The organism is Fulvivirga sp. (assembly GCF_040220315.1).
Classification (GTDB): Bacteria; Bacteroidota; Bacteroidia; order Cytophagales; family Cyclobacteriaceae; genus Fulvivirga.
The window spans coordinates 1-16,386 of the sequence record NZ_JAVJUY010000363.1; the positions used below are offsets into that span (position 1 = coordinate 1).

Annotated in this window: 19 protein-coding genes and 1 other RNA gene; 13 read left to right on the forward strand and 7 right to left on the reverse strand. The window is 37.7% G+C overall.

Annotation, left to right across the window (positions count from 1 at the left end):
• Nucleotides 1-522: RNA polymerase sigma factor (locus RLO81_RS18650; protein WP_502880476.1), on the forward strand; the 522-nt coding region annotated here is incomplete at its 5' end.
• Nucleotides 515-1,054, forward strand: coding sequence for a hypothetical protein (locus RLO81_RS18655; protein ID WP_350115352.1), 540 nt, complete (start codon nt 515-517; stop codon nt 1,052-1,054). The genes RLO81_RS18650 and RLO81_RS18655, both read left to right, overlap by 8 nt.
• Here RLO81_RS18655 and RLO81_RS18660 read toward each other — a convergent pair.
• The 3 genes from RLO81_RS18660 to ffs all read right to left on the reverse strand — a co-directional run bounded on the left by RLO81_RS18660 (nt 1,051) and on the right by ffs (nt 2,627).
• Nucleotides 1,051-1,764: a cell division ATP-binding protein FtsE gene (locus RLO81_RS18660; RefSeq protein WP_350115355.1), complete on the reverse strand. Its 714-nt coding sequence runs from the start codon at nt 1,762-1,764 to the stop codon at nt 1,051-1,053. The genes RLO81_RS18655 and RLO81_RS18660 overlap by 4 nt on opposite strands.
• Nucleotides 1,765-1,767: 3 nt before the next feature.
• Entirely contained in the window at nt 1,768-2,424 is a 657-nt protein-coding gene (gene fsa / locus RLO81_RS18665) for a fructose-6-phosphate aldolase (protein WP_350115358.1), read from the reverse strand.
• 108 nt (nt 2,425-2,532) lie between these two features.
• Nucleotides 2,533-2,627, reverse strand: an RNA gene (ffs, locus tag RLO81_RS18670) — signal recognition particle sRNA small type.
• A gap of 88 nt (nt 2,628-2,715) precedes the next feature.
• Between ffs and RLO81_RS18675 the strand changes: the two genes are divergently transcribed.
• The gene (locus RLO81_RS18675; RefSeq protein ID WP_350115361.1) at nt 2,716-3,066 is read left to right on the forward strand and encodes a hypothetical protein; all 351 of its coding nucleotides are present in this window, start codon (nt 2,716-2,718) and stop codon (nt 3,064-3,066) included.
• Here the strand turns inward: RLO81_RS18675 and RLO81_RS18680 are convergent.
• Together RLO81_RS18680 and RLO81_RS18685 are read right to left on the reverse strand one after the other, a co-directional pair.
• On the reverse strand, nt 3,063-3,284 hold the full coding sequence (locus tag RLO81_RS18680; protein WP_350115364.1) for a hypothetical protein: 222 nt from the start codon (nt 3,282-3,284) through the stop codon (nt 3,063-3,065). The genes RLO81_RS18675 and RLO81_RS18680 overlap by 4 nt on opposite strands.
• Complete coding sequence (locus RLO81_RS18685) at nt 3,281-3,772, reverse strand: hypothetical protein (RefSeq protein ID WP_350115367.1); 492 nt, start codon at nt 3,770-3,772, stop codon at nt 3,281-3,283. Before RLO81_RS18685 ends, RLO81_RS18680 begins: the two co-directional genes overlap by 4 nt.
• A gap of 171 nt (nt 3,773-3,943) precedes the next feature.
• On the opposite strand from RLO81_RS18685, the gene RLO81_RS18690 reads away from it, so the two are divergent.
• From RLO81_RS18690 to aroF, 10 genes are all read left to right on the forward strand, one after another.
• Entirely contained in the window at nt 3,944-6,010 is a 2,067-nt protein-coding gene (locus tag RLO81_RS18690) for a M13 family metallopeptidase (protein ID WP_350115370.1), read from the forward strand.
• Between the two features lie 82 nt (nt 6,011-6,092).
• Nucleotides 6,093-6,296: a 30S ribosomal protein THX gene (locus RLO81_RS18695; protein ID WP_350115373.1), complete on the forward strand. Its 204-nt coding sequence runs from the start codon at nt 6,093-6,095 to the stop codon at nt 6,294-6,296.
• A 351-nt stretch (nt 6,297-6,647) separates the two neighbouring features.
• Nucleotides 6,648-8,045 carry an anthranilate synthase component I family protein gene (locus tag RLO81_RS18700; RefSeq protein WP_350115376.1) on the forward strand — a complete coding sequence of 466 codons (1,398 nt, stop codon included), beginning with the start codon at nt 6,648-6,650 and terminating at the stop codon, nt 8,043-8,045.
• Nucleotides 8,042-8,665 carry an anthranilate synthase component II gene (locus RLO81_RS18705; RefSeq protein WP_350115379.1) on the forward strand — a complete coding sequence of 208 codons (624 nt, stop codon included), beginning with the start codon at nt 8,042-8,044 and terminating at the stop codon, nt 8,663-8,665. The genes RLO81_RS18700 and RLO81_RS18705 overlap by 4 nt, the downstream gene beginning before the upstream one ends.
• Before the next feature lie 55 nt (nt 8,666-8,720).
• Complete coding sequence (gene trpD, locus RLO81_RS18710) at nt 8,721-9,731, forward strand: anthranilate phosphoribosyltransferase (protein ID WP_350115382.1); 1,011 nt, start codon at nt 8,721-8,723, stop codon at nt 9,729-9,731.
• A 3-nt stretch (nt 9,732-9,734) separates the two neighbouring features.
• A complete protein-coding gene (gene trpC / locus RLO81_RS18715; RefSeq protein ID WP_350115385.1) occupies nt 9,735-10,544 on the forward strand; it encodes an indole-3-glycerol phosphate synthase TrpC in 810 nt (269 codons plus the stop codon).
• On the forward strand, nt 10,537-11,160 hold the full coding sequence (locus RLO81_RS18720) for a phosphoribosylanthranilate isomerase (protein ID WP_350115388.1): 624 nt from the start codon (nt 10,537-10,539) through the stop codon (nt 11,158-11,160). Before trpC ends, RLO81_RS18720 begins: the two co-directional genes overlap by 8 nt.
• A gap of 43 nt (nt 11,161-11,203) precedes the next feature.
• On the forward strand, nt 11,204-12,394 hold the full coding sequence (gene trpB, locus RLO81_RS18725) for a tryptophan synthase subunit beta (RefSeq protein ID WP_350115391.1): 1,191 nt from the start codon (nt 11,204-11,206) through the stop codon (nt 12,392-12,394).
• Between the two features lie 39 nt (nt 12,395-12,433).
• Entirely contained in the window at nt 12,434-13,231 is a 798-nt protein-coding gene (gene trpA, locus RLO81_RS18730) for a tryptophan synthase subunit alpha (RefSeq protein WP_350115394.1), read from the forward strand.
• Nucleotides 13,232-13,318: 87 nt separating this feature from the next.
• Nucleotides 13,319-14,329 carry a 3-deoxy-7-phosphoheptulonate synthase gene (aroF, locus tag RLO81_RS18735; RefSeq protein ID WP_350115397.1) on the forward strand — a complete coding sequence of 337 codons (1,011 nt, stop codon included), beginning with the start codon at nt 13,319-13,321 and terminating at the stop codon, nt 14,327-14,329.
• 5 nt (nt 14,330-14,334) lie between these two features.
• On the opposite strand, the gene RLO81_RS18740 is transcribed toward aroF, so the two are convergent.
• Together RLO81_RS18740 and RLO81_RS18745 are read right to left on the reverse strand one after the other, a co-directional pair.
• Entirely contained in the window at nt 14,335-14,745 is a 411-nt protein-coding gene (locus tag RLO81_RS18740; protein WP_350115400.1) for a hypothetical protein, read from the reverse strand.
• 174 nt (nt 14,746-14,919) lie between these two features.
• A complete protein-coding gene (locus RLO81_RS18745) occupies nt 14,920-16,254 on the reverse strand; it encodes a YfcC family protein (RefSeq protein WP_350115403.1) in 1,335 nt (444 codons plus the stop codon).
• Between the last annotated feature and the right edge of the window lie 132 nt (nt 16,255-16,386).

Consider the following 16,386-nt stretch of genomic DNA (forward strand, 5'->3'; position numbering starts at 1 on the left):
ATACATCAGCATATTATAGATGAATGCTTACGTGGCAATCGGGCTGCGCAGCATCAGCTATATAGACTTTATTCCAAGGCCATGTATAACGTTAGCTTTAGAATAGTCAAAAACTCTGGTGATGCAGAAGACGTTTTGCAGGATGCTTTCGTTAGTGCTTTTAAGAACCTGAAAAGTTTTAAAGGGGAATCATCATTTGGAGCTTGGTTAAAACGCATTGTAATTAATAAGTCTCTGAATTTTCTTAATAAAAGAAGTATTGATGTAACGCCTCTAGAGAATTTACCTGAATATGGTGAAGAGGATGAAGAAACTTTTTATGGTGAACTTTCAGTGGAAAGAATTAAAGATGCAGTGGAAAAATTACCTGAAGGTTACAGGTTAGTTTTCTCGCTGTATTTACTAGAGGGTTACGATCATAGTGAAATAGGAGAGATACTTGGAATATCAGAATCAACCAGTAAATCTCAATTTAACAGATCAAAAAAGAAGTTAAGGGAATTACTACAAGTGAATGGATAAGCTTGATAAATACATAAAAGATCACCGAAGTGAGTTTGATGATCAGGAGCCGTCTGAAGAGGTTTGGAATAGGATAGAATCTGATTTGCCTAAGCCGTTCAACTTCTCGTGGGTTTGGAAAGTGGCAGCTGCTGTATTTTTTTGCACTTCACTTTATTTGAGCCTGGATAAATTTAATCGGTCATCAGAGCAGAAGCTAGTTGCTCAAAAGGAAAATATAACCGATGATTTCGGTGATGTAGAATCTTATTATTTCCAGATTATTTCTGAAAAAAGAGAGCTTATATATGAATACGATACGGGTGATTCACCAATCAAAGTAGATTTCGAGCAGGATCTGCAAAAACTTGATGCAATGTATCAAGTTCTCAAGGAAGAATTAAAAGCCAACCCAAGTAAAAAAGTGGTGGACGCGTTAATTCTAAATCTATTAGTTAGAATTGATGTTCTCAATGAAAAAATTGAGGAGTTAGAAGGTGATGAGGATTATTCCAAACTTGACGAAGCCACTGAAAAAGAAGTACAGATTTAGTACACAGTGGTTTTCAAATCAAATTGCTCTAGTTTAGAATCTAATAGTTTGCCTTTTTCACACTTCAAAATTCTGGCTGAATGATCCCTTACCAGTGTATGGTCATGTGTTGCCATTAATATTGCAGTTCCTTTCTTATTTATATCCAAAAACAGTCTGAAAATGCCTTGGGATACTTCCGGATCCAAATTTCCGGTTGGCTCATCGGCAATTAACATTACTGGTTCGTTAATCATTGCCCGTGCAATTACAACGCGCTGCTGCTCACCTCCAGAGAGCTGATGTGGCATTTTCGAGCCCACCGATCCTAATCCAACCTGCATAAGTACTTCCGCCTGGCGTGCTTTCATTTTAGAATTATCCCTCCAGCCGGTTGCTTTCATAACAAATGTTAAATTCTCTGCGACTGTTCTATCAGGAAAAAGTTGAAAGTCCTGAAAAATGATGCCCAATTTTCTTCGAAGCAAAGGAACTTCCGATTTTTTAATGTTGCCAATATTATATCCGGCAACATCTATCTGACCCAGGCGCAAAGGTAAATCTGCATAAAGAGTTCTAAGCAGTGAAGATTTACCACCTCCGGTTCTACCAATAAGAAAAGCAAACTCGCCTTTTTCAAGTTCAAAGTTTACTTCGCCCAAAACAGTATTACTGTCCTGAAATATGGTAGCATCCTTTACTCTTACAACTGGGTCAGTAGAAAATGACATAGATTATTTATTGCCTTTTTTATGGTCAGCTAAAAATTGTGCTAACCCTTTGTCAGTTAGCGGGTGGTTGAGCAAACTTGTAATTACATTTAGTGGGCACGTGGCAACATCAGCACCTATTTCAGCACACTGAATAAGGTGCATCGTGTGTCTTACACTGGCGGCCAGAATCTCAGTTTCAAAGCCATAATTATCGTAGATTTGAACAATTTGCTCAATAAGGGTTAATCCATCATGCGAGATATCATCAAGTCGGCCAATAAATGGTGATACATAACTAGCTCCCGCTTTAGCCGCTAAAAGCGCTTGTCCCGCAGAAAAAATCAATGTACAGTTAGTTCTTATTCCGTTATCGCTAAAGTATTTAATAGCTTTTACACCTTCTTTAATCATTGGGACTTTCACCACAATTTTATCATCAATTTTAGCGAGCTCTTCACCTTCTTTTATAATACCCTTGTAATCTGTGGCTATTACTTCTGCACTCACATTATTATCTACAATATCGCAGATCGCTTTATAATGTGCTTTAATGTTTTTATCACCAGTAATGCCTTCCTTAGCCATTAACGATGGGTTGGTAGTTACACCGTCCAGTACGCCCAGGTCATAAGCTTGTTTAATTTCATCAAGATTTGCGGTATCGATAAAGAATTTCATAGGGGTATTTAGTGGTTAAATTAATAGATGCTGCTAAGTTAATTATGAAATGGCAAGGTTCCTAAAATAAATTAATTGCCAGTATGTAAGTGAGGGAGGAAACAAAAAAAAGGCAAACCAAGTATCGCACCGCTACAACCGCTTACCCTTGCTACCTTCCGGTCCTGGGGGAGTTCAGCAGGAGCTGGTCGTACTGATTTGCCAATGCAAAGGTAGGCCGAATAACTGAATAGTTAAAATATAATTACCTTCTTTCGGCTATCTTTTTTAAATTGATTAAAAATAGCTGCTATGGCTGAAACTACCTACCAACTACGGTTACTAAAGCTTCATTGCTACAGACAAGAAGAAAGCGATGGAGATGAAGTGTTTCTAAAATATAAAAACGAAAAAATCTGGCCTCTGAATTCCAAATATGAAAGTATGAAAGAAGGTAGTCAGGTTGTAAATGTTGATATAGCTGGTCTCATTTCAGGTACACAAATGGAAATTGAATTGTGGGATTACGATCTTCTAACCCCCAATGATAAACTCGGAACATTTAACATGTTGATTAATGAAAAGGGTGGTCCATTTACGACAGATTTACGAACAACCAATGAGGAGGAAGCCAAGTATAGCTTAGAGTGGGAGGCGTATTAGCTAATGCCTTTTAAATAAAGGTTAAATTCAATTGGGCTGGATGGTTTAAAGTCATCTACTTCGAAATCATCGTAGATATCCTGATCAAACTGCATTTTTCTTTTCTCGACAATTTTGTTATTACGAATAGTTAATTCTAAACCCTCAAACGACTTTGGGTTCAGTTGAACAAGAATGGTAAAATCGTCAAATTCTTTTTTGAAGTATTCGTGTATCATGCTAATGTAGCAGCAATACTAACTTTTTTAGATGGCTTTTTACTAACTACATTTTCAAGTTCAATATCTTCAACTAATTTTTCTTCTAGTAAAGCGGCCCATGCTTTTAAATATTTTATAACATCTTCTTTTCTATTATGATTAAGGTAACGCTCTTCAAGGGGCAAACTGTGAAGTACGTTCTTGTCACTTAGTTTTTCAAGGTGCTTTAAATCATCTGAATCAAAACCAAAATTTAGCATGGTACTTATCAAATCATCCATCAAAAGACCACTTGTTGGGCAATAATCATTTAATTGTTCATTCCAATCACCGTATTTCTGCATGGCTCTTTTATGAATATCTGCACTTGAAATTTGAGTAATTTCCTGTGCTAAAAACCCACAATTACAACTACCCATGTGCCCCCATTGATAGTTTTTACTAGATGCCAACTTTGAAGCGGTTCTTCGTAATACGTTTACAATATTTAAAGTTGCTCTGGCCATAGTTTTAATAGTTTGTAATATAACAACAGATGTGCATTTAGGTTCTATACTATTTGTTTGAAGAATAAAAGCCATATCCATCCTTCTTAATAACCGCTAATCAAAGTTATTATTAGTCAATGATCCTACTTTCGTAGATTTGTTACGCCAAATCTAACAACTAAAATTATTATGAAATTAATTAAAAACAACCTTGCTTGGCTGGCATCCGGTATAATTTTACTGGCATCATGCTCAGAACCAAAAGAGGAAAAAACATCTGATGATATTCAAGCACTGAATATGGCCAATCTGGATTCTACAGTTAATCCAGGGGACGACTTTTTTCAATTTGCCAACGGAGGTTGGTTGAAAAACACAGAGATACCTGGCGACAGAGGTAGCTGGAATACTTTCGGGGAAATTCGCGAGCAGACTAACGATATTGTATTAAAAGTGCTGGAAACGGCAGCAAGCAGCGACAAATACGCGAAAGGAACCGACCAAAGAAAGGCAGCTGATTTCTACTCTATTGGTATGGATTCTTTACTAGCAGAAAAAGCAGGTATTCAACCATTGCAACCGCATTTAGATATGATTGCCGGAATCAATGATGCTAGTAGCCTTCAAAAATATTTATCGGAACAAGAAACATATGGCGGTGGGGCATTCTTCGGTTTTGGGGTTTTTGCCGATTTGAAAAATAGTAATATGAATGCAGGATATCTTGGACAGGGTGGTTTAGGTCTTCCAGACAGAGACTATTACACCAAAACGGACTCTCGTTCCAAAGAAATTAGAGAAAAATATGTGGTGCATGTTTCGAGAATGCTACAACTCTTGGGGGATGCTCCTGAATCGGCAGATGCTCAGGCTAAAAGAATTATGGCACTGGAAACAAGGTTGGCAGAAGCATCTATGACCAATGTTGAGCAAAGAAACATACCTGCATTGTATAATAAAATGTCCTTAACTCAGCTTGGAGAAATTGTTCCTTCAGTAGATTGGAAAATGTATTTTGCTGACATGGGCGTGAATGACATTGATACCATTATTGTTACACAGCCGGAGTTTATGAAAGAGTTTCAGGCAATCGTAAATGATGGTATTGTTGATGTGTGGAAAGAGTACCTGAGATGGCGTTTAATAGATGGTGCTGCCGCATACTTAAGTAATGATTTCGTACAGGCCAATTTTGAATTTTTCAGTAAAGAATTGAGAGGTGTAGAAGAAATGAGGCCTCGCTGGAAGAGAGTATTGAGCACGACCAATAACTCTTTAGGAGAAGCAATTGGTAAATTGTATGTAGATGAGGTATTCCCCCCTGAAGCGAAACAAAAGGCTCAGGAAATGGTGGAAAACATCAAACTTGCTTATGCAGAAAGAATTAAAAATCTCGATTGGATGACTGATTCTACCAAAACTAAAGCATTAGAAAAGCTTAAAAAGATGGTGGTTAAAATTGGCTATCCAGATGAGTGGAGAAGTTATGCCGAATTGGAAGTTAACGGTGATCCTGAGACTTCATCTTATGTTCAGAATTTAATGAATGCTGCCAAGTTTGGATTTGAATACAATGCTTCCAAACTCGGTGAGCCTGTAGATAAAAAAGAGTGGGGAATGAGTCCTCAGACGGTGAATGCTTATTTTAACCCATTAAATAATGAAATTGTATTTCCTGCAGCTATTTTACAACCGCCATTCTATAATTATAAAGCAGATGCTGCAGTAAATTACGGTGGTATTGGTGCGGTAATCGGCCACGAAATATCACATTGTTTCGATGATCAGGGAAGTAGATTTGACGCTGATGGTAACTTGAAAAATTGGTGGTCTGACGAAGACCTGAAAAACTTTCAGGCTAGAACTGGCCAGTTGGTTGCACAGTACGATGCCTATGAGCCATTGGATAGTGTGAATGTAAATGGAGAATTTACATTGGGTGAAAATATTGGTGACTTAGGTGGAATAAGTGCTGCCTATGACGGATTGCAGAGACACCTTGCCGCCAATGGTGATCCAGGTAAAATAGATGGTTTTACTCCTGAGCAAAGATTCTTTTTATCATGGGCGACTATTTGGAGAGTGAAATATAAGGATGAGTCCTTAAGAACACAGATTCTTACTGATCCACATTCACCTGGAATGTATAGAGCCAATGGCCCAATATCGAACATGGAGGAGTTTTTTACTGCGTTTAATGTGAAAGAAGGCGATGCCATGTATAAGCCTGATAGCACGAGAGTGAAAATTTGGTAAGTCGAAAACGAACTAAATGGAAAACCTCTGGATATTTATTCAGAGGTTTTTTAATTTAAGAGTTCAACAAGATTTTAAACATATGGGAAAAGGAGATAAAAAAACTAAAAAGGGTAAAATATCGATGGGGTCTTATGGTGTTACTCGACAGAGATCGAAAAACAAGAAGTCTGTAAATCGCCCAGCAGAGGCAAAACCTAAAGCAGAGAAAAAGGCCGAACCTAAAAAAGCAGCTGCAACTAAAAAACCTGCAGCTAAAAAAGCCGCGACTAAAAAGAAGGATTAGTCTAAAAAAGTAGAATGAAAAAGAAATTGTAAAATTTTCCAGGAATCATTTTTTTATTTGAAAACCAAATCTATATTTGAGAATCAATGAAGAAAATTTTTACATATAACGCTTGGTGGTACTTTTCTAAAAAGAAAAGGAACAGCGTTATTGTATAAAAAATATAAAACAAAACTTAAAGCTCGCTGTTCATACAGCGAGCTTTTTTTATGATTAAAAATATGAACAAGGCATTTAAAAACTGGTGGTGGTATTTTAAAATCAATGGGGATTGAACGCAAGAAGTATGTCTAAAATATAAAGGCCTTGTGTTCACTCACAAGGCCTTTTTTTATTCCAATGAACTGAAAAATGAAAGTAAAATTAAATACCAAATATAAAAAACTACTAGCCGATACACTAACACCGGTGAGTATCTATCTTCGGCTAAGAGATAAATATGCCGACAGCATTCTACTCGAAAGCTCTGACTATCATGGCAATGAGAACAGCTTCTCTTATATCTGTTGCGAGCCTCTTGCAGAGATCAAAGCATCAGGCAAGAAGCTTTATAAGCAACTTCCAGGCTATACAGAACAGATAAAATCTATTGAGGAGGGTCAGCTAGTTGCAGAATTAGTGTCATTTATGAATTCTTTTCAGGTAGCTGAAAATAAATTCAAATTTAGTACAAATGGCCTTTTCGGTTATATGGCCTACAATGTTATTCGGCATTTCGAAGACCTCGACTTAAAAAATGATAATAGTGAAATACCCGATTTGCTATATAGGGTGTATCGTTTTGTGATAGTTGTAGATCACTTCAAAAATGAGATGTATGTGTTTGAACATACAACTGAAGACCAGGAGAATAGGATAGAAGAATTGATTTCATTGATCAACAGACATGCTGATCCGCAATTTGAATTTAAGATACAGGGGGAGGAGTCTTCAGTATATGATGACCAACAATTTTTAGAAATACTTCAAAAAGGCGTGGATCATTGCCATAGAGGCGATGTATTTCAAATAGTTTTATCGAGGAGGTTTATGTCCACCTTCCAAGGCGATGAGTTTAATGTGTATCGAGCGCTGAGATCCATTAACCCATCGCCTTATTTATTTTATTTCGATTATGGAAGCTTTAAACTATTTGGCTCAAGCCCAGAGTCTCAAATTCTGATCAAGGGAGACAAGGCATCTATATTTCCAATAGCAGGTACATTTAGAAGAACTGGGGATGATGCTGCCGATGCAGAATTGGCTAAGAAATTATCAGAAGATGAAAAGGAAAATGCAGAGCACATCATGCTTGTAGATCTGGCTAGAAATGATTTGAGCAGAAGCTCGAAGAATGTGGAGGTGGAAGTTTATAAGGAGGTGCAATATTACTCTCATGTTATACACTTGGTATCGAAAGTTACAGGACAGTTAAATGGGCATGGTTCTTCATTACAACTTGTTGCTGACACCTTTCCGGCAGGTACGTTATCAGGTGCTCCAAAGTACAAGGCTATGGAGCTGATAGATCAATATGAGCAGACAGGTAGAAACTACTACGCGGGTGCTATTGGCTTCATTGGCTTCAATGGAGATTATAATCATGCTATTATGATAAGGTCATTTTTAAGTAAAAACAACCAATTGCACTACCAGGCAGGAGCTGGAGTTGTGGCAAAATCTAGCCCTGAAAGTGAGTTGAAAGAAGTTGATAACAAACTGGCAGCATTACGCAATGCCCTTACTTTAGCGGAGGAGATAAACAGATGAGGATTTTAGTGTTAGATAATTACGATTCATTTGTCTACAACCTTGTGCATGGTGTGCGCGAGCTAGGTTATGGGAATGATCTCACAGTTGTTAGAAATGATAAAATCACATTAGAAGAAGTTGACCAATTTGATAAGATATTGCTTTCACCAGGACCTGGTATTCCTGATGAAGCTGGGATCATGAAGGAATTAATTAAGAAATATGGTTCAACAAAATCAATCTTAGGTATTTGCTTAGGTCATCAGGCTATAGCCGAGGTGTATGGAGCTGAGCTGTACAATATGAAAGAAGTATTACACGGCATTGAAGGAGAACTTGTAGAGCATGACGATGAAATTTTCGATGGAATGCCTGCGTCATTTAAGATTGGTCATTATCACTCATGGGTAGTAAAAGAGGCTACCATTTCTAGTCCACTTAAGATAACGGCTAAAGATAAAAGTGGATTAGTGATGGGCATCTCTCATGAACAAAATGATGTAAAAGGACTTCAGTTTCATCCTGAATCAATATTGACAGTGGGCGGAATGAGAATTATTGAGAATTGGCTTGGGCAAAATAATCCCCTCCTTGGAGGGGCAAGGGGTGGGCATGAAGCAATAAAATCCCACCCCTAACCCCTCCCGAGAGGGGAATTAGCTACAACTAAAAACTAACAACCAGTAACCAGCAATGAAAGAAATACTCTACAAACTTTTTAACCACGAAACTCTAGATAAGGAAACAGCCCGTCAAGTACTTGTAGATCTTGCAGGAGGTAAATTCAACCAAAGTCAGGTTGCGGCTTTTCTTACTGTGTATATGATGCGAAGCATCACGGTAGAAGAACTTACAGGCTTCAGAGATGCTATGCTGGAATTATGCTTACCTGTGGAAATTCAGGATTATGATGCCATAGATCTTTGTGGAACCGGAGGTGATGGACGAAATACATTCAACATCTCTACGCTGAGCTCTTTCGTTGTGGCGGGTGCCGGTCAGGCTGTAGCCAAACACGGTAATAATGGTGTTTCCTCTGTATGTGGCTCAAGTAATCTCATGAATTATTTTGGATATGAGTTTACCAATGAGAAAGATGAATTGAAGCGAAGTTTAGATGTGGCCAACATTTGCTTCTTACATGCCCCATTATTTCACCCTGCTATGAAAAATGTAGCACCAATCAGAAAGGAATTAGGAGTGAAAACATTCTTTAATATGCTTGGCCCGATGGTTAATCCTTCTTTTCCAAAGAAGCAGCTTGTAGGAGTTTTTAGTCTTGAGCTCGCTCGCTTGTATGGCTATTTATACCAGAAAACGGACAAGCGATTTCTAATCCTTCATGCACTGGATGGGTATGATGAAATATCTCTCACTGGAGGATTCAAGATGATCTCCAATGCTGGCGAGCAACTCCTCACACCGGCAGATTTAGGGTTGAATCAATTAAAACCTTCAGATATCTATGGAGGAGAGACTATTGAGTCATCAGCCAAAATATTCGAACAAGTATTGAAGTGTGAAGCAACGGAAGCTCAGCATAATGTTGTAGTGGCCAATGCCGGAATGGCCCTGCATTGTGCTGATGAAAACCTTTCGATTTCCGATGCTATCGCGAAGGCAGACGAATCATTAAAATCTGGAAAAGCACTGAACGCATTTAAAAGTTTAATCAATAAAAATATCACAGTACCAACGAACTAAAAGATGAATATACTAGAAGAAATTATCGCACATAAGCATAAAGAAGTAGCTGAAAAACGATCGCTATTTCCAGAGAAGTTGTTAGAGCAGAGCATTTACTTTGGCTCTAAATCAGTGTCACTCAGGAAATATATCCAGAGGGAAGATAAGTCGGGCATTATTGCGGAAATAAAGCGTAAATCACCTTCTAAGGGAATGATCAATGCACATGTTTCTGTAGAACGAACCTCTATTGGCTATATGCAGGCAGGGGCATCTGCACTATCTGTACTCACTGATCAGAATTATTTTGGTGGCAAAAATGAAGATTTGATGACTGCTCGGAAATTTAATTTCTGCCCTATACTTAGAAAAGATTTCGTGGTGGATGAATATCAAATTCTAGAAGCTAAATCTATTGGAGCTGATGCTATTTTACTTATTGCCGCTGCCTTAGAAGGTAAGCAAATCAAACAGTTTGCTGAGTTTGCTAAATCGCTAGGGCTGGAGACATTGCTGGAAGTGCATAATCAAAAAGAGCTGGATTCATCACTTAATGAATTCATTGATTTGGTGGGAGTAAATAATCGTGATTTGAAAAATTTCGAGGTTTCGATTGACACATCTAAATCATTGGCTCATGCCATACCTAAAGAATTTGTAAAGGTTTCTGAAAGTGGAATTAGTGATCCGGAGGTTATACTGGAGTTAAAACAAGAAGGATTTGAAGGGTTTTTGATAGGAGAGCGATTCATGCAAAGCAGTCGGCCTGAGAAGTCTTGTGCACGATTTATTGAGCAGTTAAGTCAATTAGAAAAGAAGCAGTATGCCTAGTCAATCAATCAAGTTGAAGGTGTGTGGACTTCGAGATAATGTTATTGAAGTAACAGATGTCGAGCCTGATTTTATGGGATTTATATTCTATAAAAAATCACCCCGATTTGTAGGTGAAGATTTTGTTATGCCAAATGGAATAAGGGCTAAAAAGGTAGGAGTGTTTGTAAATCAGTCTATAGAAGAAGTGATGAGTTTGAAACAGAAATATCAGTTGGATTACCTGCAATTACATGGCGATGAGTCGGTGGACTATTGTGTAGAGTTAAAAGCTGTTGATTCAAAGATAATCAAAGTGTTTGCTGGTAATAAACCATTAAATCAAGAGGTGTTGGATAGCTATTCTGAATTCATCGATTATTATTTATTCGATACAAAAATGGATAAGCACGGTGGTAATGGTATTGCTTTCGATTGGACTAATATCGATCAGCTGAGACTGAAAAAGCCTTACATTTTGAGTGGAGGGATTAGTTTGGATAATGTAGTCGAAGTATCAAGATCGGTAAATATACCCTTTGCTGTAGATGTGAATAGCAAGTTCGAGATATCACCGGGATTGAAAGACATAAAAAGATTAAAGGAATTAACTGTCACATTGAGCCAGTCGAAATGAGACTAGGTTTCGACAACCTCAACATGACAATAAAAGAATAGATATGAATACAACTAAATACCAAGTAGATGAAAATGGGTACTATGGCAATTTTGGAGGAGCCTTTATTCCAGAAATGCTGTATCCAAACGTAGAGGAGCTAAGGACTAAATATTTAGATATAACTGCTGATGCTGATTTTCAAAATGAGTTTCACGATCTGCTAAAGCAATATGTGGGAAGGCCTACACCATTATATTTCGCCTCTCGATTATCAGAGAAGTATGGAGCTAAAATATATTTAAAGCGTGAGGACTTATGCCACACGGGTGCACATAAAATTAATAATACCATTGGGCAGATTATCCTTGCCAAGAAATTAGGTAAGCATAAAATTATTGCAGAAACAGGAGCAGGTCAACACGGTGTAGCCACTGCTACTGTGTGCGCATTGATGGGCTTGGAATGCATTGTGTACATGGGGGAAGTGGATATGGCTCGTCAGAAGCCCAATGTAGAGCGTATGAAGCTGCTTGGGGCACAGGTTGTGCCAGCCACCTCAGGTAGCAAAACATTGAAAGATGCTACCAATGAAGCCATGAGGCACTGGATCGGTCACCCTGAAGATACTCATTACATTATCGGATCAGTGGTAGGGCCACACCCTTATCCCGACATGGTCACCCGCTTTCAGTCGGTGATCAGTGAAGAGATAAGAAAACAATTAAAAGAACAAGAAGGTAAAGAGCTGCCGGACTATGTGTTGGCTTGTGTTGGAGGAGGAAGTAATGCGGCAGGAGCTTTTTATCATTTTCTGGAAGATGAAGCAGTAAAACTAGTCGCAGTGGAGGCAGCTGGCAAGGGTAATGATACAGGAGAGTCGGCTGCTACTACTGTACTGGGAAAACCTGGGGTATTGCACGGAAGTAAAACACTTCTTATGCAAACAGCTGATGGTCAGGTGGTTGAACCTTATTCTATATCTGCAGGACTAGATTACCCTGGTATTGGACCAATACACGCACACTTGTACGAAACTGGAAGAGTTCAGTTTGATAGTGTGACAGATCAGGAAGCTATGGAGGCAGGAGTTCGACTGAGTAGGTTAGAAGGAATTATTCCTGCTATTGAGACTGCTCATGCGCTGGCTTCTTTAGAAAAGATGAAATTTAATAAGGATGAGGTGGTTGTAATAAACCTCTCAGGCCGTGGAGATAAAGATTTGGAGACTTATATAAAATGGGGAGAATACTAGTCAATGTACAATTATCAATGAACAATGAGCACTTGAAAAATGAACAGAATAAATAAACTATTTAAGGATAAAGGAAAGGACATCTTATCCGTCTACTTTACAGCCGGGTTTCCGAAGTTGGAAGACACAATTCCAATAGCCGAAGAGTTGCAGGAAGTCGGGGCTGATATGCTCGAAATTGGCATACCATTTTCTGACCCAATTGCTGATGGCCCTACCATTCAAGCAAGTAATAATCAGGCATTGAAAAATGGAATGACTTTAACTAAGTTATTTGAGCAACTGCAAGTCTTACGAACGACAGTGAATATTCCTGTGATATTGATGGGGTATATAAATCCTATTCTTCAGTATGGAATTGAAGACTTCTGCAAGGCTTGCGACCAAGCAGGAGTTGATGGTTTGATCTTACCAGATTTACCGATGATCGAATATCAAACAAAATATAAAGCACTTTTTGAGCAGCATGGATTGCGCAATGTATTTCTGATTTCTCCGCAAACATCGGAAAACAGAATAAGGGAAATTGATCAACAATCTGATGCCTTTATTTACATGGTTTCCACCGCTGGTACTACAGGAGCAAAGGATAAGTTTAGTGATGAAGCAGTAGCCTATTTTGCGAGGATAAACAGTTTGAAACTTAAAAATCCCAGACTGATTGGATTTGGCATATCGAATAATATCACATTCGAACAAGCGTGTAAATCGGCAAGTGGGGCAATTATTGGAAGTGCTTTTATTAAGGCTGTTTCTGATTCCATTGACCTGAAAACAGATATAAATGACTTCGTTAAATCAATTAAAAACAATGTCCAGTTAACTGTTAACCGTTAACTAAAAAACCTAATTACTAAATACTTACTACTAACAACTTAAGACTTACGACTTACGACTCACGACTAATAACTAAAGACTAAAAAAATGATCATACAACTAGAAAATAACCTCAAGCCAGAAATAAGAGAAAGAATCACAAGTAAAGTAAATGGCTTAAAATATAAAACCACACAAGTAGCTACGCAGAAAGGTGAATACATTGTAGGAATTGGTAAAAAGGACTTTGATATCCGTGATATTGGCCATATGCCCGGAATTTCGGATGTTCATATTGTATCTGATGATTACAAACTGGTTTCTAAAAAATGGAAAGTGAAACCCACTGTGATTGACCTTGGTGATGACGTGACCATTGAAGAAGGAGGTATGGCGATTATGGCTGGACCGTGTTCTATCGAAAGTGAAGAGCAGATAGAGAAAGTTATTCAGCATTTACTAGATAACAATGTGAAGATTATGCGTGGCGGTGTATATAAGCCAAGAAGCTCTCCATATTCATTCCGAGGGTTGGGTATCGATGGATTAAAGGTTTGGTACGATGCTGCCAGAAAAGCTGGTATTAAAATCATTACCGAAGTAATGCAAGTGAGCCAGATAGAGGAGATGCATGATTACATTGATATATTCCAGGTTGGTGCACGAAATACGCAGAACTTCAATTTATTGGACGAGTTGGGCAAGGTTCATAAACCTGTGTTGATCAAAAGAGGTATTTCTGGAACAATCGATGAATTACTTTCATCTGCTGAATATGTCTTTTCGGCAGGTAATGAGAATTTAATGTTATGCGAGAGAGGTATCAGAACCTATGAGAAGGCGAGTAGAAACACAATGGACATTAATGCTATTACTATTCTGAAAGAGAAGTCTCATTTACCTGTGATAGCTGACCCATCACATGGCATTGGTATCAGAGATCATGTGGAGCCCGTGGCATTGGCATGTATTATGGCTGGAGCTGATGGTGTTATTTATGAAACGCACGAAAAGCCGGAAGAAGCTTACTCTGATGGCCAGCAAACCTTGAATTTTAGAGAATCAGAAAAGTTGATTAATAAAATGAGAAGGGTATTTGAATTGCGGGAGGAGATGTAATTGGTTTACTTATATAAGGTAAATGAGTTGTCTTCCATTGGAAAATAATCAACGCCATTATAATTGGTTTTGATAATTATGTATTCTACACAACACTCTTGTTTACCTAAACTCTTAAATTCAAAAGCTAATGTATCCTTTATTTCTTTTTTGTAGCCGGGGTAAAAGTAAACTGTATCTCTTGCAAAAAAATAACTTAACGTACTATCATAGTAATTGGCTTTAAATAATTGAACATCACGTTCAGTTATAGTTACTGAGTCTGGATGATTGATTGGATTTAGACCAAAGTATAGATTTTTACCTGTAGCAGTATCTAAAAGTCTAAAAGTGAAAGTTGCTGCGGGAATATCATCGCGGCACTTTACGGAATCACAGCTCTCTTCGCATGAAAAGAAAGAAAATAAGATAAGCACGGGGGATAAAATTAATTTCATGTTGGATTTAACCATGAAACGGCTAACATATAAAATATATTGTAAGAAAGGTATGACTAAGATTTGTTGACAAAAAGAGTAACCCGATAAGTTGATTAATAAAATGAGAAAGGTGTTTGAATTGAGGGAGGAGATGTAGTTTATGCAAACATTTTAATTGTACCCTATTTGTACCGCTACAAGTATAGCTAGAGCGGCAATAAAGAGCATAAGCAGTGTTGGTTTAATAATAAAGGATATCCATTGATTGTATTTAATGCCACCTAGTGCAATAATGGCCATTAATGCTCCATTAGTTGGAATAACTGCATCCATCATAATGGCGCCATATTGATAGGCCAACACTGTAACCTGTCTTGAAAGGCCAATTAAATCTGATAGTGGCGTAAGTATTGGCATGGTGAGTATAGCCTGTCCCGAATAACTTGGAATTGGAAAATGAAGAATCGAATGAGAAATCATCATCAATACTGCGGAAATATTTGGAGGCACATTTTTCAGAGGCGCAAAAAGGGCATGTATAATACTGTCAACAATTAATCCTTCTTTTAATACAATTGAGATACAGTTAGCGAGACCTATAATGATGCATGCAAAAATCATTTCTTTAAAACCGTCAATATAAACTTCGGTGGTCTTGTTAAAACTGAAGCCAGCAATAGATCCAGAAACTAGTGCTAATACAAAAAAGCAAGCTGACATTTCATTAAATCCCCAGGATAATTGAATGAGGCCAAAGGTTACAATTCCAAAGGTTAAGGCTAATAATGTCAGTATTGTTTTACTCCTAATTGACAGTTTCCCAGCTTCAATATTGGCTACTGACTTATCTACACGATTCTTAGAAACATATTTTATAATGTAGATGATCCAAACAATTGATGCGATTAGAAAAACAATCAATCTGAATTCTGAGCCGGATAGTAATTCAACTTCAGCTTCTTTCTGAGCAATGATTACACCAAATGGATTGAATGGACTGAATGCTGATCCAACGACAGCTGATCCAAAACTTGAATAGATCATAGCCGATGGATTATATCCCAATGTTCGTCCAAATAATAGAAGTACCGGAGTCATCGCAATAATTTCCTCCTGTATAGCAATTGCAAACCCACCAAAAAGAAACAAGATGCAAATTATAATCAAAGCCAAAAGTTCCTTGCCTTTTAAAATGGTTATCAGTTGGTTTAGACCCTGGTTAAGCGCTCCTGTTTTTTCTATTAAATAAAAGCATCCGCCTAGTATTAAAATGAGAACTATTAAATCTGCACGATCGGCAATTCCTTTTGGTATTGCCAACAGCACGTGAAAAACAGAAAGATGTGGAGCATCTTTTTGTTCATAAGAATTGGCAATTACGATATTTCTGTTAGTTTCGGTGTTTAACTCTCTTTGGTAATTTCCTTTAGGAATGATAAACGTCAGTATCCAGGCAAAAAGGATAAAGTATAATATTATCACAAAGGCATTAGGGAAATTTTTCATACGAAAGTGTTTGTAAGTACCTGACTAACATCTTTTTAGCAGGCACATGCCTTTGGATATAGTTCATTACAAGCTAATGAATTGGAAACATTACACCAAGTTAAACTGAATATTATTAATCGATGGGAGAAA